Source organism: Vibrio sp. 2433-A1 (assembly GCF_056726085.1).
On the sequence record NZ_JBRESC010000010.1, the window covers coordinates 1 to 22,486 of the forward strand.

At 41.2% G+C, this 22,486-nt stretch carries 21 protein-coding genes, 1 tRNA gene and 1 rRNA gene; 3 read left to right on the forward strand and 20 right to left on the reverse strand.

Annotated elements, in window-relative coordinates; all coding sequences use genetic code 11:
- The 5 genes from ACU01J_RS11535 to ACU01J_RS11555 form a co-directional block, all read right to left on the reverse strand.
- Window positions 1–125, reverse strand: a 16S ribosomal RNA gene (locus tag ACU01J_RS11535); the annotation flags it as partial.
- Window positions 126–699: 574 nt separating this feature from the next.
- The gene (locus ACU01J_RS11540; RefSeq protein WP_481085847.1) at window positions 700–1,953 is read right to left on the reverse strand and encodes a cyclic di-GMP phosphodiesterase; all 1,254 of its coding nucleotides are present in this window, start codon (window positions 1,951–1,953) and stop codon (window positions 700–702) included.
- A 102-nt stretch (window positions 1,954–2,055) separates the two neighbouring features.
- A complete protein-coding gene (locus ACU01J_RS11545; RefSeq protein WP_481085848.1) occupies window positions 2,056–2,463 on the reverse strand; it encodes a VOC family protein in 408 nt (135 codons plus the stop codon).
- 328 nt (window positions 2,464–2,791) lie between these two features.
- Window positions 2,792–3,487, reverse strand: a complete 696-nt coding sequence (locus tag ACU01J_RS11550) for a VC0807 family protein (protein WP_053441870.1) — start codon at window positions 3,485–3,487, stop codon at window positions 2,792–2,794.
- Window positions 3,488–3,940: 453 nt separating this feature from the next.
- Complete coding sequence (locus ACU01J_RS11555; protein ID WP_481085849.1) at window positions 3,941–4,831, reverse strand: hypothetical protein; 891 nt, start codon at window positions 4,829–4,831, stop codon at window positions 3,941–3,943.
- A 231-nt stretch (window positions 4,832–5,062) separates the two neighbouring features.
- On the opposite strand from ACU01J_RS11555, the gene ACU01J_RS11560 reads away from it, so the two are divergent.
- A complete protein-coding gene (locus ACU01J_RS11560; RefSeq protein WP_481085850.1) occupies window positions 5,063–5,227 on the forward strand; it encodes a YlcI/YnfO family protein in 165 nt (54 codons plus the stop codon).
- Window positions 5,228–5,635: 408 nt separating this feature from the next.
- Here the strand turns inward: ACU01J_RS11560 and ACU01J_RS11565 are convergent, their stop codons facing one another.
- From ACU01J_RS11565 to ACU01J_RS11610, 10 genes are all read right to left on the reverse strand, one after another.
- On the reverse strand, window positions 5,636–6,088 hold the full coding sequence (locus tag ACU01J_RS11565; RefSeq protein WP_481085851.1) for a hypothetical protein: 453 nt from the start codon (window positions 6,086–6,088) through the stop codon (window positions 5,636–5,638).
- 263 nt (window positions 6,089–6,351) lie between these two features.
- Window positions 6,352–6,786, reverse strand: a complete 435-nt coding sequence (locus ACU01J_RS11570) for a hypothetical protein (RefSeq protein ID WP_481085852.1) — start codon at window positions 6,784–6,786, stop codon at window positions 6,352–6,354.
- A gap of 10 nt (window positions 6,787–6,796) precedes the next feature.
- A complete protein-coding gene (locus ACU01J_RS11575) occupies window positions 6,797–7,399 on the reverse strand; it encodes a hypothetical protein (RefSeq protein ID WP_481085853.1) in 603 nt (200 codons plus the stop codon).
- The gene (locus ACU01J_RS11580) at window positions 7,396–7,779 is read right to left on the reverse strand and encodes a hypothetical protein (RefSeq protein WP_481085854.1); all 384 of its coding nucleotides are present in this window, start codon (window positions 7,777–7,779) and stop codon (window positions 7,396–7,398) included. Before ACU01J_RS11580 ends, ACU01J_RS11575 begins: the two co-directional genes overlap by 4 nt.
- Complete coding sequence (locus ACU01J_RS11585) at window positions 7,779–8,054, reverse strand: hypothetical protein (RefSeq protein ID WP_481085855.1); 276 nt, start codon at window positions 8,052–8,054, stop codon at window positions 7,779–7,781. The genes ACU01J_RS11580 and ACU01J_RS11585 overlap by 1 nt, the downstream gene beginning before the upstream one ends.
- Window positions 8,055–8,718: 664 nt before the next feature.
- Window positions 8,719–8,976 carry a hypothetical protein gene (locus ACU01J_RS11590; RefSeq protein ID WP_481085856.1) on the reverse strand — a complete coding sequence of 86 codons (258 nt, stop codon included), beginning with the start codon at window positions 8,974–8,976 and terminating at the stop codon, window positions 8,719–8,721.
- A gap of 5 nt (window positions 8,977–8,981) precedes the next feature.
- On the reverse strand, window positions 8,982–11,336 hold the full coding sequence (locus tag ACU01J_RS11595) for a primase-helicase family protein (RefSeq protein ID WP_481085857.1): 2,355 nt from the start codon (window positions 11,334–11,336) through the stop codon (window positions 8,982–8,984).
- Complete coding sequence (locus tag ACU01J_RS11600) at window positions 11,329–11,574, reverse strand: hypothetical protein (protein WP_481085858.1); 246 nt, start codon at window positions 11,572–11,574, stop codon at window positions 11,329–11,331. The genes ACU01J_RS11595 and ACU01J_RS11600 overlap by 8 nt, the downstream gene beginning before the upstream one ends.
- 179 nt (window positions 11,575–11,753) lie before the next feature.
- Complete coding sequence (locus ACU01J_RS11605; RefSeq protein WP_481085859.1) at window positions 11,754–12,752, reverse strand: tyrosine-type recombinase/integrase; 999 nt, start codon at window positions 12,750–12,752, stop codon at window positions 11,754–11,756.
- Between the two features lie 103 nt (window positions 12,753–12,855).
- A tRNA-Leu gene (locus ACU01J_RS11610) sits at window positions 12,856–12,940 on the reverse strand.
- A 380-nt stretch (window positions 12,941–13,320) separates the two neighbouring features.
- Between ACU01J_RS11610 and ACU01J_RS11615 the strand changes: the two genes are divergently transcribed.
- Both ACU01J_RS11615 and ACU01J_RS11620 read left to right on the forward strand, forming a co-directional pair.
- Entirely contained in the window at window positions 13,321–13,686 is a 366-nt protein-coding gene (locus tag ACU01J_RS11615; RefSeq protein WP_481085860.1) for a DUF3085 domain-containing protein, read from the forward strand.
- Window positions 13,687–14,149: 463 nt separating this feature from the next.
- Window positions 14,150–15,025 (forward strand): Cfr10I/Bse634I family restriction endonuclease, encoded by an 876-nt coding sequence (locus ACU01J_RS11620; RefSeq protein WP_481085861.1) that lies wholly within the window; start codon window positions 14,150–14,152, stop codon window positions 15,023–15,025.
- A 69-nt stretch (window positions 15,026–15,094) separates the two neighbouring features.
- On the opposite strand, the gene ACU01J_RS11625 is transcribed toward ACU01J_RS11620, so the two are convergent.
- From ACU01J_RS11625 to ACU01J_RS11645, 5 genes are all read right to left on the reverse strand, one after another.
- On the reverse strand, window positions 15,095–16,222 hold the full coding sequence (locus tag ACU01J_RS11625) for a DNA cytosine methyltransferase (protein ID WP_481085862.1): 1,128 nt from the start codon (window positions 16,220–16,222) through the stop codon (window positions 15,095–15,097).
- Window positions 16,223–16,522: 300 nt separating this feature from the next.
- Window positions 16,523–17,560 (reverse strand): GmrSD restriction endonuclease domain-containing protein, encoded by a 1,038-nt coding sequence (locus tag ACU01J_RS11630; protein ID WP_481085863.1) that lies wholly within the window; start codon window positions 17,558–17,560, stop codon window positions 16,523–16,525.
- Entirely contained in the window at window positions 17,560–18,606 is a 1,047-nt protein-coding gene (locus tag ACU01J_RS11635; protein ID WP_481085864.1) for an SIR2 family protein, read from the reverse strand. The genes ACU01J_RS11630 and ACU01J_RS11635 overlap by 1 nt, the downstream gene beginning before the upstream one ends.
- A 528-nt stretch (window positions 18,607–19,134) precedes the next feature.
- Window positions 19,135–22,017: a DNA polymerase gene (locus ACU01J_RS11640; protein WP_481085865.1), complete on the reverse strand. Its 2,883-nt coding sequence runs from the start codon at window positions 22,015–22,017 to the stop codon at window positions 19,135–19,137.
- A 193-nt stretch (window positions 22,018–22,210) separates the two neighbouring features.
- Window positions 22,211–22,486: a hypothetical protein gene (locus ACU01J_RS11645; protein WP_481085866.1), complete on the reverse strand. Its 276-nt coding sequence runs from the start codon at window positions 22,484–22,486 to the stop codon at window positions 22,211–22,213.

Here is a 22,486-nt window from a genome sequence, read left to right on the forward strand (position 1 = left end):
CACCCGTCCGCCGCTCGACGCCCTTAACGTTCCCCGAAGGTTCAGTTAAGTCGTTTCCGCTCGACTTGCATGTGTTAGGCCTGCCGCCAGCGTTCAATCTGAGCCATGATCAAACTCTTCAATTTAAAAGTTTTGATTCCCTAAATTAATAGGGTAAGGCTTAATGAATACTGACTTCAAAACTACTGTGTAATTTTAAAGCTATTATCGTTCCAACAGAACGATAATGAATTGACTGTGCCAAATAACGCCTCCCTATAAAGAAAGTAATTATTTGTATTGGTCACTTCGTTTCATTGAAACCTAATTTGAAGCCTAAGCTTCTAATTGGATTATCATCAACGAGTGCCCACACAGATTGATAGGTTTATATTGTTAAAGAGCTTTCTTCTTTGTGACTCACATCACTTCGGAAGAGGCAGCCATTCTAGCGTTTCATTCTCAAGTGTCAAACACTTTTTTTGAATTTTTTATTTCAAACTTTTCAATCTGAAATTTAACTAGCTGGCTTTACTGATTCACCGCTGAAGCCTTGTGGCGTCTGCCGTGTCAGTGGATGCGCATTATAGGGAGTTCCTTTTCTAAGGCAAGAGAAAAAATGCTTTTTTTCATTAAAAAAGGCTTAAGTGATCAAATATCACTCAAAGCCTCATTTACACCCAACTTACCCCAATGTTACGCACAATTATCTGTGGGTAACTAATCATCAGAATCGAAGAAGTAAGATATTCTTGAGCGAGGGTTCAGGTATTCGCGCACTTTATCTGGCAGTTTGTTAGGTAATACTGCATTAACTATCTTTATCTCTTTCTCAGCTAAATCAATGATGGGGGCTTGAGTTCTTGGAACGGACGGATCATAGATAAGTACATTAGGAAAAAGAATGTTCTTGGCATTAACAGAGATCACTAAGCCAACCATATCATTCGACAGTTGAACTACGGTTCCCGGTGGGTAGATGCCCATGAACTTGATTAGAAGACTGAGGTTCTCATTATTATAAAGGTGTTTGCAGTTCTTATATAAATGAGAAAGTGCCACGTAAGGGATCTTTTGTTCCGCTGGAATATTGCTATGACAGAGGTTGTCATAAGCATTCGCTACCGCAACAATTTGAGTTAACGGATCGATAGCTTCTTCTTTTAACCCTTCTGGATAACCCGAACCATCATTCAACTCATGGTGCTGAGCAATGACATTTAGCGCACTCTCTGGAAAGCTTTCCATATTAGCCGCAATCTCTAAACCATATTTAGTATGCAGCTTTAGGTAGTTCTTTTCTGGTTCTGTCAGTACCGTCTGTTTACGTAATATCGCCGTCGGCACTTTGACTTTGCCCATATCATGAAATAATGAAGCAAATGCCACTTCTTTTATCTCTTGAGCATTAAGCTTTTTCGCCTTCGCTATCATCATCGCGACAACAGAAACGTTAAGTGAATGAAAGTAGATATCTTCAAATTCACTTTTACCATTCATTAAATGAAGGGTGACATTATCGTCACTCAATAACTTATCAACGATATCGTTAACTAATTGGCTCGCCTCATCAACAGCCTGCTCTGGACGATTGCGAATCTTGTTCATGACCGCACGCATACGCGATAGTGAGCGCTCAAACTCCTTTTCGCAGTTAATGACTCTGCGGCGATAGGCGCTCAGCTTTTCAATTCGGTCTTGCTTCTCTTTCCAAAGCTTCTTTGCTTCTAACTCAGTGGCGTCTGGCTTCTCACTAACAGGTTCACTTTGAGATGAAGGAGGTAATGGCTCTGTGTCGCTTTGATTTGGATTAATAAAGACATGCTTAATACCAAGATGGCGGATCAAGCGGATAGTCTCTTCATCTTTAACTTTGAAACTATTAAATAAGAATGGGTGCTCATTCCACTTAACAGGTAGGCGAATGTGCAACCCTGGCTGTAATCTGTCTACTGTAATTTTTATGCTTGCCACGATATATACAACTTATCAATCTTCAATCAATTTATAATTTTAGAGTAATAAGAATATGAATTCACTACCCATCGACCGGAATGAGAGATCAATAACGTAACACTATTTGACTAAGTCACAGTGAAGCATCCAACGAACACCAAACTGATCTTCTACCTTACCAAAGCGCGCTCCCCAAAATGTATCTTCAAGAGGCATCATGATGTGCCCTCCTTCAAGGAGCTTGTCATATAACCTAACTTGCTCATCCAGATCGTCCAATACAATGGATAGTGCAATGTTGTTACCCTTCAATTCTTTCGCGACCATACCATCGGACAACATCAGCTTCATGCCAAACGCTTCAAACTCTGCATGCATAATCCATTGAGGGTCGGCACCTTCGATCACTTGCGGTGCATCTTTAAAGTATTGCTTGGTCACTACAACGCCACCAAAACACTTATGGTAGAACTCTAGCGCCTCTTCACATCGACCAGCAAAAAATAGGTATGGGGTTAATTTGTACATTATTTATCTCCTTACTCTATATAAGAAGATAGACAACTTTATGAAAAGGCGAGAGAAAACAGGAAAATTTATCTGATAACTTTTAGAGAATGACGAATTTTTAGCTGTGGTTCAAATTACGCCTTTATCTCAATGTCAGATTTTGCAATCAAATGGCTCAGCTTCAAAGCGGCGGTACGTTGCATATCACTAAGAAGAAAATACACAGTCGTAGTTTCGAGTTTCCCGCTCTCAATCGTTAGCTCAAGCTATTCCAGTTACTCAACCAAAACAAAAAGACAAAGCCCAGCGAAATCGCTGGGCTTTGGAAATGATAGTTAACTTGGTGTTATTTGATATTGAAGATCTGCTCTGTCTCAAGTGAAGTCATAGTGCGAACCTGACGCCATACGTAATAGAAGATCCCCATCATCATCAACATGCTTGGGATAGCTATTGCTGGGTAACTATAAAGGGTTAACTTACCTAGCTCTTCATTAAATGCAGCAGTGCCTGCAGGGCTAGTCACAATCCATGTTGCAAGGAAATAGTTCATCGCCGAAGAGAAAGCAAATGTACATGCAAATAAGTAGTTAGACTTCATTAAGCAGCGCTCAAACGCCGCTGGATTACCCGATTGCTCTAATCGTTCTTCGATCAGTGACATATTGAGCAGTGTTGGCGTAAAAATCACCTTCTGCATAAATGGGTAACGAGTAAAAGTAGAACCTAAAACCGCTAAGCCAATCAAACCTGGAATCAGAGCCTCTTTAACGGCTAACCACTGGGTATCTAACTCAAGTAAGCCAATACCACCCGTTAACAACACACTGACAAAACCAAGCGCGGCAATAAAGTTGAATCTCTTGTTACGAATAAGCTCCATGCCACCGTATGCCACAGGAAAGGCTAAAGCGACGATAAGAGCTAATGCGGTACCTAAGTGCTCTTCGCCACTGAACTTCATCAAAATGAAAGACGGTAGAAATACGTTAAAGAGGATCTCGAACAAGGGGTTCGACTTTTTGTTGGCCATATTACTCATAATTTCTCAGTTGAAAGCGTATCTATTAATTATACTCGCAGAGATTGTTCCTTGCTCAGCCTCAGATGTAAAGCCCTACGGTTTCACGCACTGTAACCTTATGTGACACAGTTTTGTTACTCTGCGCTAAATCACTCATTTTCATTCCCCCTAAAACGACGAAAGGCCGCTAAAAATAGCGACCTTTCTATCTGCGGTAGCGATAAGGCAAAACTGCCTATCCCTCAGAAACAACAAAGCCCCGACTTTCGTCGAGGCTTTGTCATTTAAATATGGTACCGGTAGGCGGACTTGAACCGCCACGCCCGAAGGCAACGGATTTTGAATCCAGAAACCTTAGTCATTAGGCGCATAGTACGATCAATAAACCCTTGTTGCAATTGACTTTGGTAACATGTGGTCATGCTTGGTTTTGGTCGGTTTACCCATTTTTTACCCATCATTTGCACACCGTTACCCATCGCACACCATCGCGGCCAACTGGTTATTAATAGCGTTAATTCTCTTTTCGCTGCGGTCTAAATAGCGTTGTGTCGTCGCAATGTCACCTGAACCGTTACCGTGACCAATCCACAATGATGCGGCCATCATATCAATGGTATTAGCCACTTTCTGAACTGCTGCTTTACGCGCACTATGCAACCCTAAACGAATCCCTTTTAATGCTTCTCTGCATCGACCTGATACAGCTTTCAACGCTTCACCAACGGATTGCACCACTCGATAAACCGACTGCCTAGAAACTGGCTCATACCCCTGCCCTTTAGCGCGATTACTGCGAAGTTCGCAAGCAGGGAATAGATAGCCACCAAACGCCCCATACTTCGCAACACGGGCTTTTAAGATTCGCTTCGCTTCATGGTATCGACTGAAATCAATAACACGCCCTTTGGGTGCTGAACGCTCAACCTCTGCACGTACCTGTTCAACGTTTGCCGCATAGTGTTGCTCCTTCGCCCGGTTATACTCTTCGAGAAGATCATACTCTTGAGCCAATGCTTCGAGTTGATCTACTGTTGTGCACATTCGAACCAAAAGCGGCGCAAGCTCTCCACCAATAGCTGAGCGCAAAAACCTACGCCCCTCAATTAGCCATTGTTTTTGTATTTGCTTGTTGGCCGTTTTCGTAACATAGCTACGCACCTGTTTTGAATCAGAGAGAGTGATAGTCTCTCGCTCCAAATTTACATGCGCTACTCGCAATTCCCGCGCCTCGATGTTACGCAAACCGAAATCTAAACATAGTTTCGTCATGTCGTACCAAAATACGCCACGTTCTTTCATCAATGTTAGATATTGGGAATGAAGCTCTACGGGGATTGCATCAACTGCTTTTGTAGACATAGCTTAACCCTCCAACAATGAAATTAGTCGGATTAACTGCGAGCGAGTTAACAAGTGAGCTATACGTTTGATGTCTTGCAATGATATATTTGCTTTCATACTGATTCACCTTGCTTGTGTGTCGGTTGATGGCCCCTGGTTACTTTGGCGAGTGAAAGGGGCTTTCTTTTATTTGATACTGTGCGCCCTAGTGGGTACACTATACTTATAATTCTATATAGGTGTGCGCACATGTCAACCGGTAACATAAATAAAAATTCGCAATCAGTAAAAAAGAATATTCGATTTGAGCACGAATTAGTGGAGGCCATCGAGGAGGCAAAAGATCCGTTAGTACCTTTTAGCGCATGGGTCAAACAGGCATGCCGTGAGAAGTTAGAAAGAGAAAAATCATAATATAGGTTACATATGAATGATTACTTAGTAGTTAGCTACATCATAATGGCGGGGTTTTGTTTTACGACATACGGTAACATCCCTATAAGTAAGATATTAATTGTGATAGCACTAATTTTGGCACCTATTTCAATGCTGTTTGTAATAGGGGTCATTGCTGGTACTACACTAATAAAACAACTCAACAATTAAAAAAACGCCCACATGGGGCGCTGACCTAAGCAAAGGAGTGCTCAAATTTTTAGTAATCGTCTGGCTTCGGTGTTCATTGCCCGATAATCATCAATGAGTATTTTATGCGGGCAATCTTTAGGCAAACCGGTGAGAAAAATAGACGGAATGTCGTGCCGAGATAGCCATCGTCGTGGGTGAACCAGGTAACTATCATCCGCCACAGCGTTAGCCAATTCATCGATCAATTGATAATCCATTACCACGCGCCCCCGATAAATCTAATTTGCCGCCGTTCGTGAATGAGAACCTATACTTTAAATCAGTAACCCATGGTGATTTAGGATCGCTTGAAAACGGGTAATGTCCTGCGTTCGGATATAGAAATTCCCAAACCTTTGCGTAATAGCGCAACCGATCATTATTCCAGTGGATTCCGCTATCACCATAAATGAAGCGTTCTAGCTGGTTGTCGTTACGTGTCCAAAGTCTGTTGACAGCATTGATTAATGATTTACGACTCTTCGGTGGCTTAAGTGAGATGATCTCATAAAGCTCTACATTTGAACGCCACACGATGCTCGATGTTTGGTGGTCATAAGACTTAACGCCATATAACCACCACGCCACAGCAAATCTTCGCTGATAATGCGACAACTTTTGCCATCGTTGTAATTGAATATCGTTCATGAAGCACCTAAGAAAGTGGAGCGTGACACCACTAAATGACCATAAAAAATAGCGTCACGCCCCGAAATAAAAATATAACCTTCGACTATTCCGTTGGTTGCCCTGTGTCTTTTTTCTTCGGTGTCTCATGCTCGATTGCTCGCTGCTTGTTGCGATTCATGTAGAACGATCCGCTGTTGAACCGGTCGCCACCACGCAACATTTTATTGATGCCTTTCGAACTCGCCCCGGATCCAGTCGAATTTACAAACCTAGCCATATAGTTAGTTGCTCCCTTCATCATCAGTAAACAACTTCCACCCGTCCGCTAGACGCTGCTTGAATGAATCGTAAGCAGGTAATTTACGCTTAGACTCTGGCGCCGCATCGTTGGATTGTTTAGGTTGTTCACCTTTCCAAGCGTCGGCCATGGTGTGTTTGTGTTTTTCATAAGGTGATATTTGACGCTTAGACTCTGGCGTTGCATCGTTCGAGTGGATCTTAAAGGTGCGCATGCGTCTAACCCCATCATAAATACGCTTTGCTGATTCATCGTTAGGCGCAGAAACACCTGCCACTTTCGCACCATCAGCCAGTTTATTAATGGCATCATCCACGCTCATTAGTTTGTCTGCATCATCAAATGCTGTAATCAATCCGGATTGCAAATCCGTGGCTATATCGCCTGTAAAATCAAATCGGTTAACGTGTAATTTCATTGGCCTACCCTCACATATGAATCATTTTTGGATCGTTAACTCGTTTGAGTTCGAATTCGGTCGGTGCTGGGCCTTTACGCTCAAAATTAACCGGTATGATGAAGCTCTTACGCTCAATCTCGCGACGTTTATTAAACAGCTCAGTGCATTGTTTGATGTGTTCATCAGCAATTTCTAACGCCTGACACAGCAATTTTAAGTGGTGATAAGGCATCGCATCGACCGAAACAAAAACTGGAAGCTTCCGCTCGAACACATCGCAAGCACACAACGCGAGCAACTGTGCACCGTCCTTTTCTCGGACAAGAGATTCAAACGTGCTGAACGGGGTTACATCAGCCAGTTTTTGAGATGCTCGGGCAACGATCACCGCATTAAGTCCGAGGGCATCATCAAAGCCCCAAACCTTTACAGCGTCGCGCAATTTGTCTGTAACTTCATTTATAGCGTCATCAATTTGAGCTAAAAATGGGGCGCAATCTGTTTTTGTTTTGGCGTAGTCATTTTCTAACTTGGATTGCTCGGCTTTTAGTTGAGCTAGGCGAGAAAGAATGACTTTTCTGTCTTGCTCGTTTTGTTCCAAAATTTCATCAAGTTCGGTTAAATCAATCATCTTGCTTCTCGCTTATCTTTAACTGTTGCCGCTGCTTCAAAGTATCGACGCATCACAGTTAGCGCATTAACGTGAGTGTCGTTATCCTCGTGCAGTGCTTGGCGCACGCAATCATTAATGAATTGGGCGCGTTCAATGCCACCACGCGACGCCAGGCGCTTTACTTGATTCGCCTTAACACGAACGCAAGGTTTATCATTTCCGACCATGTTAGATCGCATCTGGTGCACCAACTCGCAAAGGCTTTCCCATGATTCATTGCGAACGGCACGTAATGGGTGCATGTTTTGCTGAATGAGCGAACCAAGGTAGATCATCGCCTCTTGGTTATCGCCAGCTAACAGTGCTGCCATTGTTGTGTTCACGTTTGGGTTTCGCATCAAATCGCCTCATCAATAATTGGCAATGCGATCAGGTCGCCTTTTTCAATTAAATGTTTACAGAATGCTGAGTTAACCGCCGACGGCGTGGCGTTTGTTGGTTCGCTGTTGCCGGGGATAACCTGCAGTGCGTATTGGTCGCCAGTTTCTTGATCACGAACGTTCAACGTGATCAGGCGTACGGCCATGTTTTTCAACCGGCAAACACATTGATCGATAGGTAGTTGCTCGGTTTTTGGCCCGTAGGTTTTCGGTGCTTTGAAAATAGTATCCATTGATATTTCACCTTTTATGTCTAATGTTGCGATATTTACAAGTAGACAATAGCACTGTTTAAAAAATGACGTAACAGTCAATATCATTTTATTTTTCAACAACTTAATCGACAATAGCGTCAATTGATAGAGGTAGATGATCCGGTATATTTATAATGTAACTTTCGAGCGCGGCGGAAAATTATAGCCACGGGTTTAGCAGCCTGTGGCGGTGATTTATGGGGCGTGTTCTGCGTTACCGTGAAAACCAAACTTTTACATTTACGGGGCGCAATCGGGTGATCAGCTAAAAATAGACGTTTAGACAATAAGCCAGTGTTTTTTATATACGTCCGACGCTTCCTACACTTAAACCGACATATAACACGGCTAATATGTCGGACGATGAACACTTACCACATAAGGGCTGTGAACACTTTCCGACACTTCCGACACTTATATATATAGTTATAGGGAAATAGTAACCTGCTGCTACACCGCACAACACACGCGTTGGAGCGCTGCGATGCAGTTTACTGTCGGACTGTCGGAATACGCATTAAAAACCAATAAAAACAACACTTTAAATACCGACACTTTCCGACATTAAACTGTCGGACTGTCGAAGATAGATAAAAAAAACGCCCCGTATAATTTAATAACGGGGCGTATATATAATTTATAATTATTTCTGTCTACCGAACCTAATCACAGTGGGGCGTTGTTTATAGGCACTCGGTGTAATTTCAAATTCTTTACCAGTAAGCCTATTTTTCATCTTCACTTTAGTCCGACTATTGACGTATTCACTTAAAATATCGTCGCATCGTTGTTGAGCCAGTTGCCTGAATTCTTGCTCCGCTTTTTCTCTGGCTTGTTGTGATGTTAACCCTTTCGGTTTCGAGTTCAATGTTACGTTTAACAGTTGTTCATTGGTCAACATGATATTTACCTACCTTTAAACACATCAGAATTGCAATAACCGTTCTGATTAACCCATCCACTACGGCGAATTAGCTCACTAGGTGGTAACTGTGATAATAGGTCGAACTGATTAGCAGGATGAAACACCGTGTAATTATCTTTACCCACGGCTATACGCTTCCCGGTTGTTTTATAACCAATCTCCCTCAACGCTTGACCGATGGCACGACCGCTAACCGGTGATTGATACGACACTTCAATTGATTTTGTAACAATTACCCCGTCCATCGTACCTGGGGCGTTATTCTCGATATGTTCAACTATGAATTGCTGCAACGGAGAACGGCTTGCCTCGATTGCTTCGTCCTGTGAACTAGTGCGAGGTGCTCGTATAGGATGATTCGCTACATTTCGGTTTGATAAATAATCAGCCATGAATGAAAGCCCTCCATCAACCTCTAACCAATTATGGAATTTAATGAAAAATGCTTCATCCATTCCACAACGTTCTAGATCACCGAACTCCATTTGGTCAGTAAAAAACACAGCGTAACGCCTGTCAGTGTTTGTTTTGATAATGGCATCACGGTGATTACTAGTGATCATAATACCTAAATGATTATTCGCGGTCTCCGTATTAACACCCTTGGCTTGTACCGCTACACGTTTATCAGTAATCACTGGCTTTAGGATCTCCATCACGGTTCTAGTTTCACCCGCCTTGAAATCGTTCAACTTAGCAAATAACTTTTCTTTTACCCACGGATTGAATTTACTATCAACATCGTTTGACTGAACCGTGGCGGTATAGTTCTCGCCTATACAATATTCCATAATGTCAGACAATGATGTTTTACCGTTCCCCTCAATACCTATCAAAACAGGAACCCAACGCATACAAGCGCCAGGGTTTTGAACTTTGTACGCCATCCAGTTTAATAAAATTTCACGATCTTCTTTTACTGGTAAAAGGCGTGATAAATAATCAAAAAATATACTTGTATCACCGCTAACACGTTCTCCCATCATGGGGCGGTAAGTGTTCACACTGCGTATATTGAATTTTTCATCAACATGACCGAATTCATTATTAGGGTCGAAACGTAGTTCATTCACTTTAGGGAAATGGTGAAGTACATTTTCTGTAAATGCTCTCCACGCGTTATCCGTTATTTTTAGCTGACCGTTCGCTTTTTCACCCACTATAAAACCATGGCCGCCGAATTCAGCGCGAAACGTTGATTGGTCTAATTTCGCCCCTATCGGTGTAAGTATGGAATTTATAGAAGCAACGTACACACACCCCTTAAATAGTTCGATCTGTTGGGATATATCCATACACGGATTACCTTGGACTGAATCCACATTAGGTAACGTAGGCGAGTTATGTTGTTGTGGTATCGCACCGTCACCGAACGCCACAGCGCCAACATGCGGTTTAACGGTATTTCGTGGTTGCGTTGCTGCTTTCCGATTCGCACTATTGAACGTCGCTTCAAAGCCCTCACCACCGCATTGCGTGTATGCTGCTAATAGTCGGTCGTGCACCGTAGCGACATGAAGAAAACCACCGTGAGCCATTGATAAGAACTCAAGACACAATTCGTTTAACTTATTGTTGCGCCCGGTATCCGGTCCCATAGTCGCCAAGGCGTTACAAGCATCATCTAGGTGAAGTAATGCGTGTTGGTTTTCCTTGGTGCATGTTTTAAGCTCGCCTATCTGCGTTGCTGCTACTTTAGGTTTAAGAATAACGTCTGTTATCACCGTTGGCGCTATTGGTAAACTAGCAGCGGGCGGTAGCACACCGTTACGCAATTCCTTATGCTGTTTTAAATAGGCTAATTGGTTGCCTGTTTTAAAGTCCACGCCTTTAATAAAATGACCATTGTTAGAATCCATGATAGTTGATGTGTCGAATCCATCAGGTAAGCGAAAAAAGAAGTGCTTACTGTTCTTTTTCGGGTCATTTTGAACCTCAGCACCGCGCAATTCAACTTCTGTAATACCAAGTTTATCCGCTAGCTCTGAAATACTGATAACTTGCCCTTTGTATCCGTCCCAATCGACTAAAACTACGTTATCTAAAGCAATGGCTACAATATCAGCGTTAACCCATTTAGGATCATCTTGCGGATAACGGTTATTGTTGCCATAAGTAGACGGGCGACCAATAGTGGAGAAATAAGGAATAGGTCGATAACCTAATAGATTAGCCATTGCGGCGGTTTGATACACCCAATCATTTAACGGTTTGACCAAACTGTCACTTAGGTTATAATTTTCAGTGGTAGCGGACTCGCCAAAGTTGTTACCACTTGAAGAACCCACCGCATACGAGTTGCTGCTCGTTGCGGTGCTTCGGTTCACATCAAGCATTATGCTCACCTCTCTGTTCTGGTAACATCCCCGCCATAAATAGACCAAACAAAGGCGCGTTTATATAACCTTTGCGGCCTACACGTCGATAACAACGATTAAGAGCCGGGTTACTTTCGCGTTTCCAGATGAGATTTTTAATCTGAGCATGGCTAAATTGTGGAAATCGTTTAGGAACATCCGTTGCCGGTATCCAGTTGTTTAAATCCATTGCCAATTCATCAAAGTTGTTGTTCATTTTGTTTAATCCTCAGTAGTCGTCATATATTGGATTTAGGTTTAATAAATCCGCAGTGGTCTAGTGCAATATATCCAAGAGCTAAAATTGACGATTTAGTCAAAACGCAGTAATGTGATAAGCATCACACAATTACACCAAGAACGATATTGACGAACCCGTCAAATATTGATATTAAATCAACCAAACACTCTATCTATCAGAGTTGATTTATGACCAACACAAAGATGGGCATAACGTTTTGTCATTTCTAATGAACGATGTCCCAACACTTCGGCAATCTCTAACAACGTAGCCCCATTTCTAGCCAGTGTTGACGCTGCAGTGTGCCGTAAATCGTGAAAACGACAATTATTGATACCCGCCCTACTTTTTGCATCAGACCAATGACAATCGAAGTTTCTGAAATAATCACCAAGGTTCGAATTATGAGGGAATACGTAACCAGTAGATTGGAACCGGCGAAGCTCATCAACTACGGACATAGTTAACGGTAGCAATCTCTTATCACCGTTTTTCGTATTATGTAACGTAGCGAGTCGGTTATTTAAATCGATGTCGTGCCAAGTTAGTGTCAATAACTCAGTTCGCCGAGCTCCAGTAGTGAGCGCCATCAATACGAGTAAATATAATTTATTCCACTCAGACGAACGGCACGCTATAAGTAGGCGCTTTTGTTCATCGTCAGATAGAAATCGAGTAGAACCTTTAGATTCTTTTCGCTGTTGAATTTCACGGGCGGGATTATGGCGAATATCGAACTCATTACTAATGAATGTAAAGAGTGAGCTAATAGATGCTTTATAACGATTTACTGTTGCCGGGCTTAATCCTTGGTCGGTAAGTTTATCGAGTTCAGCTTTCAATACTGAACGTGTGATTTTACCAACTGGCTTATCCTCAAATACATTAATAAAGTATCCTAACCGTTGATTAATAGACGGATCTCTTCCGTCGTACTGTTCAAGGTATTGAGTTACAGCATTTTGAAATGTAAATGTGTTTAATGTGTAGTTTGTTAGCGAAGAAGCTAGAGAGTCATCAAGCGTAATTTGAGCTAGGAATTTTTCAGCATCTTTTTTACGTTTGAAACATTTAGAAACGCGACGACCGTCACGCATAAATTGAACGCGATAGGTTTTACCCCGAACACCGCTTAGAGTTTGGATAGTAGCCATTGTAGTTACCTCAGTGCACAGATTTACACAGAATAAAGTAACGACTACGATTTGAGGATTTGTTGCTACACCTCTAAGTCCTTGACCACAAAGAAAAAAGAGGTGGTACCGGTAGGCGGACTTGAACCGCCACGCCCGAAGGCAACGGATTTTGAATCCGTCGTGTATACCAATTTCACCACACCGGCATCTCTGGGCTATCGCCCTTTGATGGTTGGCATTATACGTAAGCTTTTGACCTGCGCAAGCAGAAAAACCTTAAATAACTATCGTTTGCTGATAATTTCGCCACAAAGTGTGACAAAGGAGATCTCATCACAGTTCAGTCTGCCATCTAACTTGGTAAATCAGCGATAAAAGACCATGAATGCACCATGAATCTCCTTGGTCACTTCCGTATTCAAAATCCCGTTGCTTCGGGCGTGAGGTTCAAGCGTCCGATGATGATGGAGCTAAACGTTTTGAGGTGACGGGCAATCACAGTTTCCTTCTGGATATGACAAAAGTTGCTCACTATAAATCTAAAAAGAGGTAGAATTAGAGTTTCAAGAAGCAAGTAGGACAAATCATGGGAACCCTTACATTCTCGGCAGATGAAATTAGAAACAAGCTATGGTCAGAGTATAAGCTTCGTCCTAGATGTTCCACATCATCGAACCCTGAAGCTACAATATCTCTAGTTCACAACCAAGGCGTTTATCTGATTGCTCATTCAAAGATTGAAGAGTCTCGTCCAGAAGAAAGCATTGTTTATGCTGAAGGATGCGATCCTAGTAAAGATGCTGACTGGCAAGAAACCTCCAGAGCATTAGTCGGCGGTGATGATTTTAGTCAGGAATTACCGCCAGAGTGGTTTGAAGCAGTGTTAGCAAGTGATGACCAGCAACTCTGCATAAAAACTTCAAAGAGCAGTATTGAAAAGGTATCTAAGTAAATGAGCTGGAAAATATCCAGCTTATCTTATTAGGCGTAGCCATATTTATGTCTATCATCAAGATTAGCTCAACCTATCGTTCCAGAATCTATGTCAATTTTCACACATTGAATATGCTGTTTTAATAACTCCTACCTGCCTCCCACCAACGATCTCGTTGTCCATAGCTCACCACACCATTTCATCGACAAATCGTATCAATAATCACAAACCAACCAGCGCCACGTCTAGGCTTAGAGCTAAATTTCTGACTATGAATGTAGCAATGGATCATTGCGGTAATCCCACCAGTGATTAGCGAAACCATCCCTGCGAGAATTTTCCAACACATTCAGCAGACAATGACACTCTGATAATCACTCATAGTCGTCGCGCTGCACTCCTATCATTATTAGGGTTTGAAATTTATCTTTAAAGCTCATACTCTATCCAATAAACCTTATAATTTACAAGAGATTAATTAATGGCTTTAGCTGGGCTAACTAAAGATAAAGTAGGAAAAGCAAAAACTGAAATACACTCACTCGAAGCGTTCAGACATTCTATTTCTAATGCTTTATCGTTGCATGACGATTTTAACGATATCTTAAATGCCATAGAAAATGACGTTAAAGATTTTTGTCGAACAAACACGCTTCCTCTACCAGCTCAAGGATCTTTTAATAACTGTCGTGGGCGATGGTACGAGTGGCTATTAATGGTTTACATGTGGAACTACTTTGTTCGAAATGGTTCGACAATTCGCCCTCTGCCATTGCCTAACTCTAACCATTTCCAGTTCACCAAACTGTACAATGAAGAGCTATATGGTTACCTATCTGACTTAGAAAATAAGCTTTTCACCAATCATCAAGTTAGGCTAGTTACTTCAAGTCCTGATTATGTATTAATTGATATAGATGCCACTGATGTTGTCGATAGTCAGCTTAACGATATATTCGACCCAGAAAACTTCTCTGACTCTACTAAACAATATTTAGATGAACTGTATAAATCATTTATAAATCAATGTGATCTAAATACTATCAGAGGCTTCATTTCAATCAAAACAAGTGTCAGATCAGATCGTCGGTTCCAATGGCTTCATGAAGGGAACCTAGCCAAGTCACTTTACCAACATCTCAGAACTCGAAGATGGGATATAAACTCTAAAGGCATTAAATTTTACGGTTTTACCTCAGAAATGCGCGAAGCTGATCGAGATGCACTTATGACAGCAACAACGCATACAATCGCTAGCATTGGATTAAAACCTGAGCGCTCTGTAGATAAACCCTTCTTGCTATTGAGTAAAGATGACTTAGATAAGGCTTTAAACGAAATAATGACTGAGATGTAGAATTAAAACGTAAAAGAGAGAAGGGGAGCCTCCCCCCTCTTCTCTATAAATTGATTATTTGACTACTTCTTAACGTTCTTCGATAGCATTAAGGAAATTTTGAATGGTGTTTGCTACACCCAGCCCCATCATATAAGGTACACCATTACCTATAGTTTTGAACATGTTACTTAATGTCATTGTCGGTGGTAGTACAAACTCTTCTGGTAAAGACTGAATAGCAAGAGCTTCTGCTGCACTCAGACGTCTAGCTTTATAAGGGTGTAAATGAACCTCGTTATTACCATATGCTGCAGTTGGGGAGTAGCGCCAACGATGAAGTCGTTTAAATGACTTCTTACTAACATCACCCTCGCGAATTTCTTTAAATTTAGCAGACTTCGGTTGAAAGAAATGGTTACCATTTGGATGGTCTTCAACATTATTGACATTAAACCAATGCTGTATCGTGAGTTCTGGATGCACACCTTCCGGTAGTTCCAACACCCCATCTTCATTAAACACATCAGTTTCAGGCCACGTATCAAGTCGAAGAGATTGATCCAGCGTGAAAGTCGTGAACATCGACCAATCAAAGTATTCACTTGAAATACCGTTATTAAAAGCATTTCGCAAGTTCTCGGGTAAACTGTCACGCTTGATGCCAAACAACAAAATTCGGTCACGATCTTGAGGCGCTCCAAATTCTATACAATTCGTGAGATTCTCAGTTAGAACATACCCTGCATCTCTAAGCCTACTTTTCATTTCTTCATAGAAGGCTCTATGTCTCGCAGTTCGCCACAACCCCTTAACATTTTCAAACAAGAAGAAGTCTGGTTGTTGCTCAACAATAGCATCTACATAGGTTCGTGTTAGTTTACCGTTTTCCCCCTCAGAGCCTTTATTTTTTCCTCCAACAGAAAAATCAGGGCAAGGCGGTCCACCAATGAAACCAACCAGTTCACCACGCTCTCGAACCTCAGTAACATGCCCTCTCAGCTCTTGCGTAAGTTCTCCACCATTCACAAAATCTTCTATAGAATTTAAGTAGTATCCATATTCCGGCGTCGGATAGTTCATCCTAGCCCTAGAGTATTGATATGCATTAAGAAAAGGCTCGTGGTATTCATTAACTAGAGCTACGTTAAAACCAGCATTTTCAAACCCTAGATCCAAGAATCCAGAACCAGAGAAAAATGAAAAAATTGTAGCCATAAAAAATAAGTACCCTAGAAATCATAAAGAAGCGAAATTCTAGCTTGTTGCACTAGAGAACACAAAAAGAACTAGCATAAACGGTATAGCATTTCCGTCTTTAGGTCGTTTGTTGTCTCTCTAAGACCAGCATCGTTCAATTCTTAGTCAATCATGCAGCCCTGTGAAAGAAATGTAAGTGAATGGTTAGACCTGCGATGGATTTCGAATAAAAAAAAAAGACCACCCTAAAAAGGGCAGCCTTGAAAAATTTATCATTAAAAAACAAAAATTTGCGTTCCAAACACTGTTTAGGTCTGCTTAATCGACAATACAACTCTTTAGAGCTTCAAATCGTTTGACTCTAGCTGACTTCATTCTCGTTGATGATGCCATACTCTTTTTGTAACTAGAATGGGGCTCATTCAACTCTTTACCAGATCTTAGCTCTTCGTAGAAAACGTTCAGCCTATCCGCAACAAATTGATGAGGAATTTGCTCTCTTAAGCAATAAATACATAACCCCCAAAGAGCATAAAGGTGAGACACACCCGTTATTTTGTGTCCCTCATAATCTAGATTTAATGAACTCATATATGCTGTAATATCAATAAACTCTCCCTTAATTCGAGCCCAGTTCATTTCATCTTGTTCTGCGTATTGTTTATAAAGTTTGTCCAACTCATTTTGGTCGGACTTAAGCGGATTTCCCTCTAACAAGTAAAACAAAATTTCAGAAACAAACTCTCGATCCTCCATTCTTTTTACATCGACATGAAGTAATCTTGCTTTCCAAAACTCTGTCATACTCAATGACTCAATGGTTTCCAAAAGCTCCGAGCCGTAATAGTTAGCTCTACGTAATTCTTGACCCTCTAATGGCTCCCCATTTCGGTTCAATCTATCAAATATTGAATCGATTATGAGTTTTTCATCAGTATCAATGTATTCAATAGGAATAGAGTAGCGCCAAAAAGCACGTCTCGTCTCGATAAGCTCTTCACTATTCAAGTCTTTAAACTCTAAACCAGCAAGTTCTTCGACATATAACGGAGAGTCCTCACCCTCAGATGATGAGGGTATCAATCCATTGATAAAGTTAATAATAGACGTTAATCGTTGCTTTCCATCAATGACAGCAAATGTGGTAGATCCCGTAACATCATCAATAGTCTGGTGTAAGAAAATTGGAGGTATTGGTATGTTTTTCAAAATACTGTCAATGAGGAATGACTGCTTCTCTTCGGACCAAACACTTTCTCTTTGATAGCCTGGTGAGAAGTCATACTTGCCCAGTTGGTAAAGCTCCCAGAATGTTGCCAGAGTAATAGTATTCGACTCTCTTTTAAATACTGCCATTAAACTAACCTCGTATTGAGAACTGAAGCATCACTGTAATAAACGTAGTTACTAAATAGACTCGTTAGAACCGCATCCATAGAGTAATTAGGGTATGGATTAAACATATATACTCCAACTTTTGAAGTGCAACTTGTTAACAACTCGTCAATTTCTGCTCTATCAACATGCCAATATGAAATACCACAAATCATTAGCTCATCTCCATCCTGAAGAGTTCTGAGCTTTCCAGCTGCCGATACTCTCATTTGTCCTGACCATGATTGCTTCATTCTTTCAGTATCCCCGGCGGGAGGGATCAGGGCGCTGACTAAGCATTTACTGTTAGGTACGTTGTGATCAACTGTAAACGTATCTGTTGTTGCATCACCCGGTATCGGCTTCTGATATCCAATTGAATAATCCGCTTCGCTTTGAATATCATGATAATAACTTATTGATCCATGGGGTTTGATTATAGTGATCTTAGAGTTTTGACCGAACTCTCCTCCCTTAACCATTGGGATGGTGAAAGGGATATCATTGGAAAGCAATAGCCGTTCCAGCCAAATATCATAATTATAGGTAATAATAGAAATTGACTCGTAATCTTGAGACTCAGAAGCCCTTTTCAGAAATTGTATCCAAGGCCAATTTTCTGTTGCCTCTTTGAGTTCTTGATCACCAATTAAATGGTTGTAATAGCTAAATAATGCTCTTAAGTAGCTATTTAACTCATGATAAGCATTGAGATAAATATCATTTGGCTTATTCTCACCATCCAAGATACGTGGCTGACTTTTTAAGACGTGAACATTAATGCAAGTTATTATTTTTTCTAACATTAACATTGCTTCATCTTTGTCCATATTCGGTCGAGCACCAAGATTCCACAAGTTAGGACAATGTTTAAAGGATAAGTACCCTGCCTCTTGGGAGCCGGGCCATGGTAACTCAGAACCCTTGCTGAATAGATTTACTACATCTATACAGTCATTCTTCTTTGCACTATTGATTAAATCAATAGTAAAACCATTTCCTAGAACTAAACATAGCTTCTTTGCCATCGATACTTCTCATCTTTAAGTAATCGGGGTCTAATCTATCAATATAAAAACTATAAGTCACTGAAATTATGAATGTAAACCCATATTACTTAGAATAACCATGTCGAATCAGATTGACTATTTATACATATATTCTTTTCTTTGATAGTGCTACAACTAGCAAGTACTTATAATGAAGAAGACTCTCAAATTCACTACCTTATTACTCCAATAAATTCCTGCAAACCCACAGGATACCAAAACTACTGAACTAGAGTTCTCCGATACCGATATCACTGGATTCAGTGTCTCCGTGGTCAGTCAGGTTCTAAACGCTTCTTACTACAATATTTATCAATTTCAAAACCAGTACTAGCAATGGGTACATTTCGATTATCCTCACTAGGATTATGAATGCAGTCATAGCGTTGAATTTCTCACAGTATCGCCAGAGAATGACAGCAATCGCTCCACTACATTGCTACTACCAGTTATGAAATAGAAAGCCTAATCCCTTACAGAATCAGGCTTTCAACTCATTACCGCATACTAAGCAACAAGTTTCTCAGTGCATTTTAGGTTGTATTCTTCCAACATCATTACAGCTTCATCAACCTCTTCAGGGTGAAATACCAAGGTCAAATCTACAGTCGGATACTTACGAACAAACCAAGATAAGAGTGGCAACATACGAGTCGTCATTGGTAACGCTGATTCAAGCAACTTACGTCCCTTACTGTTCGCTAAGTCTTGCTTGGTGATACCCTCGATACCATCAGTATCAAACATCGCTACCAACTTGTCATAGTGACCTCGTGGAGCTCGTTGTGGTACAGCAGGTAAGCCCCAACCACCTTGAGTGATTGCACGTAACATCTGTACCTTGAAAATACCCTCAGAGCCATCTTCTAGGTATTTCACACCCGTACCCTTGAGATAACGACGAACCTTATAGAAATCCATCCAATTATCCCAATCTTCCATTGTCTTTAAGCAGTTGTTTACACGCCACTCGTCGAAGTAAGTACGAGCGTCTAAGCCCTCATCAACGGTGTTCCATGGAATGGTATCGAACGATAGATGTTCTACCATTTCACAGCTAACAGGGTGACGAACTTTCACCATACGTGGGTTTATAGGGCAACGCTTAAAGTCATATTCGAGGTTGAGTGTCTGTTCGGTATGGATAGAAATAAGGTCGAGTTCTTTTAGCCATTGGTCACGTGCTGATGCTAAGTGTTTACGTTCAACCTTCTGACCGGGATAACGGTCTAAGAACAACTCAACCATCCATTCATTCTCATCAACGCCTTTCGGTGCTTTTATCCCTGCTTTAGCGCATATTGGTTTTGTATCACCTAATTCAGCAGTTAATTGTCCACGGGTCTTCATAGAGATAATTTGTTTCGCATGATGTTTTAACTGCATCATATCTTCACCACTGACTTCATTACAGATTTGCTGGAAGCGTTGCGCTAATGGACCATCTAAACATTGCTCTAGTTGTTCAGGTGTAGCATCAGTCAAAAATCCATCCGTTGTAGCACTAATTAATTGAACTTCAGAAGGTAGACGAAGTATGACTTCCAGCATAGTTGCACGAACAAAAGACGTACAATAGGCACCATAGTGAGCATTAGTGACGGGTGAATATGGAATGTTTTTACTTAACCCTGTTGCTAAATCAAACCCTTTGGAATTGTTACAACCTTGTAATGTTTTTCCATATAATGTATTCCCAATTAACTTCCATAAATGAGAATTCATCTCATTTTCTTCCTTTTTATACTTAGCTCGCTGCTTACGAATTATCGTAGTGAAGTCCTTATACATAGATGTTGATCCTTCTACCCATGGGATAACCATCCCATGTAAGATCTCGATTTCGCATCCGATATCATACGCTAACTGGAGCTCAGGTGATGTCACGTACGTCTCACCTTCCATAGGATAATAGATACCACGTAGATCTGTACGGCAAGGCATCACGGGGAACCTGATACCTTCGGGGTGTTTAAAACGAACATACGCAAACCCCATGGTGTGTCCCAAATAATCTTCGATATTTTTCGATTCAAACGTATTAGCGTAGTCACATTTGAGGCAAGATACGAGGCTAGTCGTATACGCTCCAGATAAATCAAAGTCGAAGTAATCTCCTTTTTCACTTACACCAAAGTAGGCTCCGAAGTTACAACCACCATATAGAGCAGACACCGCTAGGTTATCGGTATACTCACGGCTAACTGTTTTAGCTATATCGTAGGAATTACGGATACTATTGCTCTTAGCGTGGTAGTACTGTTTCTTTCGCGTCTCATATCCTAAGAAATCATGCATTGCAGCTGTACTGCCGCACGTATGACGGAACAACGACACACCAAGATTACCTAACGTCGAAGGTAGACTATTCAACTCCAGACCAATATCTTCACGAAGATCAACCAAAGCGAATTTCTGCATTCGCAATCCATATTCCAAAGCAATAGCAGCATCACGAATAGCATACCGATTGAACAGACTGATATCATTACAGTACAGGTCATCCATTCGCTCTATCATATTGTCTGGTAACTTCATTTTAGGAAAACCGCACTGCAATCCCAACTCCTCAAGTGATGCCTTGCTACTCAACAACATGGTATCGATGAAACGAACCTTAGTTTCGAAAACATTGTTCGATGAAGAGTAGAACTTGGTATTTTCTATTTTGTACTTACTGCGACCGATTGAGTCCAAATCGATACCGTAAGCACCACGACCAGATGTGACAGTACCTTGAACCGTTGTCAGTGCGTTCTTACGGTTCTTGTTGTTTATACCAATGTTCCAAAACTCCTCGAAAGAAGCGATATCGGCACGAAGGAAATGAGCGTAAATATATGTATATTCAGGCCATTCATCGATGAAACCACGAGATTTGGCTTTTATCAGCAACTCTTGGATGAATTTGTCGAAGCTGATCTTATAACCTTTTTTGGTAAGCTGTTTACGCTTATCCATTTCTTCATCTTTCGATAATCCTTGATCACGACATTGTTTAATCAGTTTCGCCATATCGGTATGTTTCACGCCACTAAACGACTTATCACCGACCTGAACACAGTACGAGTAACAAAGAATGTCATTTTTCCCCGTTTCAGGGTTAAAGACCCACTCAGAATCAATAGCGATATGTACTGCCTTACCTTTTCCACGCATCGCAGCCCATGGCGCAGAACATAGCCCCTCTAAATAACGTTTCACCTGCTCATTGACGGTTTTCTTCGCTCCCTCACGAGACCACAACTCTTCCCGAAATTTGGCGACTTGATCATCTAGTATGTAGGAACGGTTGTTAGAGAATGTATTTACTAGGAAATCTTCAACTTCACGGTCTGTCTGACGCATAAGTTGATAGTTGGTCTTGGCTTCTTGCTCGAAAATGTTCATCTTTAATTACCCATCAGCTCGGTATAACAAAAACGAAGTACATCCATGACCGGACATACTTCGTCGGTTATCGGATATAGAAAGGCTGGTAATAAAGAGGTGCTCGGAGATGAGACTAGTTTAGAAAAGGCTGGTACAGAATGGTGCGCACGAAGGCAGTGGCTTGCTAGACCGTATTACAGCGATGTTATCCTTAATTAAACTTTGCTGTGTGAGCCCATGACTTAACAAACTTGATTAGTTGCAAATAGCCAATGCTATCGACACCTTTCTTTTCAACGTTGTTATTCATACAGGTACGAACATATTTCATTAAATACGTAGATTGCAGCATTGTTCCGTGTTCATCTTCGAAACTCTCAATACAGTGAGCAAGCAGCCCTCCCATTGTTCTGCGATTACCCTGCGGACAGTCTTGACCACATTTTTTGATCATTTCGATTAAGTATTTCAGTTTTTGAGTGTTCAT

Excerpts from the sequence above, each read along its gene's own strand:
- ACU01J_RS11545 (WP_481085848.1), bottom strand. The coding sequence starts at position 2,463 with ATGTACAAATTAACCCCATACCTATTTTTTGCTGGTCGATGTGAAGAG.
- ACU01J_RS11620 (WP_481085861.1), top strand. The coding sequence starts at position 14,150 with ATGGCTTTAGCTGGGCTAACTAAAGATAAAGTAGGAAAAGCAAAAACT.
- ACU01J_RS11615 (WP_481085860.1), top strand. The coding sequence starts at position 13,321 with ATGGGAACCCTTACATTCTCGGCAGATGAAATTAGAAACAAGCTATGG.
- ACU01J_RS11585 (WP_481085855.1), bottom strand. The coding sequence starts at position 8,054 with ATGGATACTATTTTCAAAGCACCGAAAACCTACGGGCCAAAAACCGAG.
- ACU01J_RS11605 (WP_481085859.1), bottom strand. The coding sequence starts at position 12,752 with ATGGCTACTATCCAAACTCTAAGCGGTGTTCGGGGTAAAACCTATCGC.
- ACU01J_RS11640 (WP_481085865.1), bottom strand. The coding sequence starts at position 22,017 with ATGAACATTTTCGAGCAAGAAGCCAAGACCAACTATCAACTTATGCGT.
- ACU01J_RS11595 (WP_481085857.1), bottom strand. The coding sequence starts at position 11,336 with ATGCTTGATGTGAACCGAAGCACCGCAACGAGCAGCAACTCGTATGCG.
- ACU01J_RS11580 (WP_481085854.1), bottom strand. The coding sequence starts at position 7,779 with ATGCGAAACCCAAACGTGAACACAACAATGGCAGCACTGTTAGCTGGC.
- ACU01J_RS11570 (WP_481085852.1), bottom strand. The coding sequence starts at position 6,786 with ATGAAATTACACGTTAACCGATTTGATTTTACAGGCGATATAGCCACG.
- ACU01J_RS11645 (WP_481085866.1), bottom strand. The coding sequence starts at position 22,486 with ATGAACACTCAAAAACTGAAATACTTAATCGAAATGATCAAAAAATGT.
- ACU01J_RS11625 (WP_481085862.1), bottom strand. The coding sequence starts at position 16,222 with ATGGCTACAATTTTTTCATTTTTCTCTGGTTCTGGATTCTTGGATCTA.
- ACU01J_RS11575 (WP_481085853.1), bottom strand. The coding sequence starts at position 7,399 with ATGATTGATTTAACCGAACTTGATGAAATTTTGGAACAAAACGAGCAA.
- ACU01J_RS11600 (WP_481085858.1), bottom strand. The coding sequence starts at position 11,574 with ATGAACAACAACTTTGATGAATTGGCAATGGATTTAAACAACTGGATA.
- ACU01J_RS11565 (WP_481085851.1), bottom strand. The coding sequence starts at position 6,088 with ATGAACGATATTCAATTACAACGATGGCAAAAGTTGTCGCATTATCAG.
- ACU01J_RS11560 (WP_481085850.1), top strand. The coding sequence starts at position 5,063 with ATGTCAACCGGTAACATAAATAAAAATTCGCAATCAGTAAAAAAGAAT.
- ACU01J_RS11635 (WP_481085864.1), bottom strand. The coding sequence starts at position 18,606 with ATGGCAAAGAAGCTATGTTTAGTTCTAGGAAATGGTTTTACTATTGAT.
- ACU01J_RS11590 (WP_481085856.1), bottom strand. The coding sequence starts at position 8,976 with ATGTTGACCAATGAACAACTGTTAAACGTAACATTGAACTCGAAACCG.
- ACU01J_RS11555 (WP_481085849.1), bottom strand. The coding sequence starts at position 4,831 with ATGTCTACAAAAGCAGTTGATGCAATCCCCGTAGAGCTTCATTCCCAA.
- ACU01J_RS11550 (WP_053441870.1), bottom strand. The coding sequence starts at position 3,487 with ATGAGTAATATGGCCAACAAAAAGTCGAACCCCTTGTTCGAGATCCTC.
- ACU01J_RS11630 (WP_481085863.1), bottom strand. The coding sequence starts at position 17,560 with ATGGCAGTATTTAAAAGAGAGTCGAATACTATTACTCTGGCAACATTC.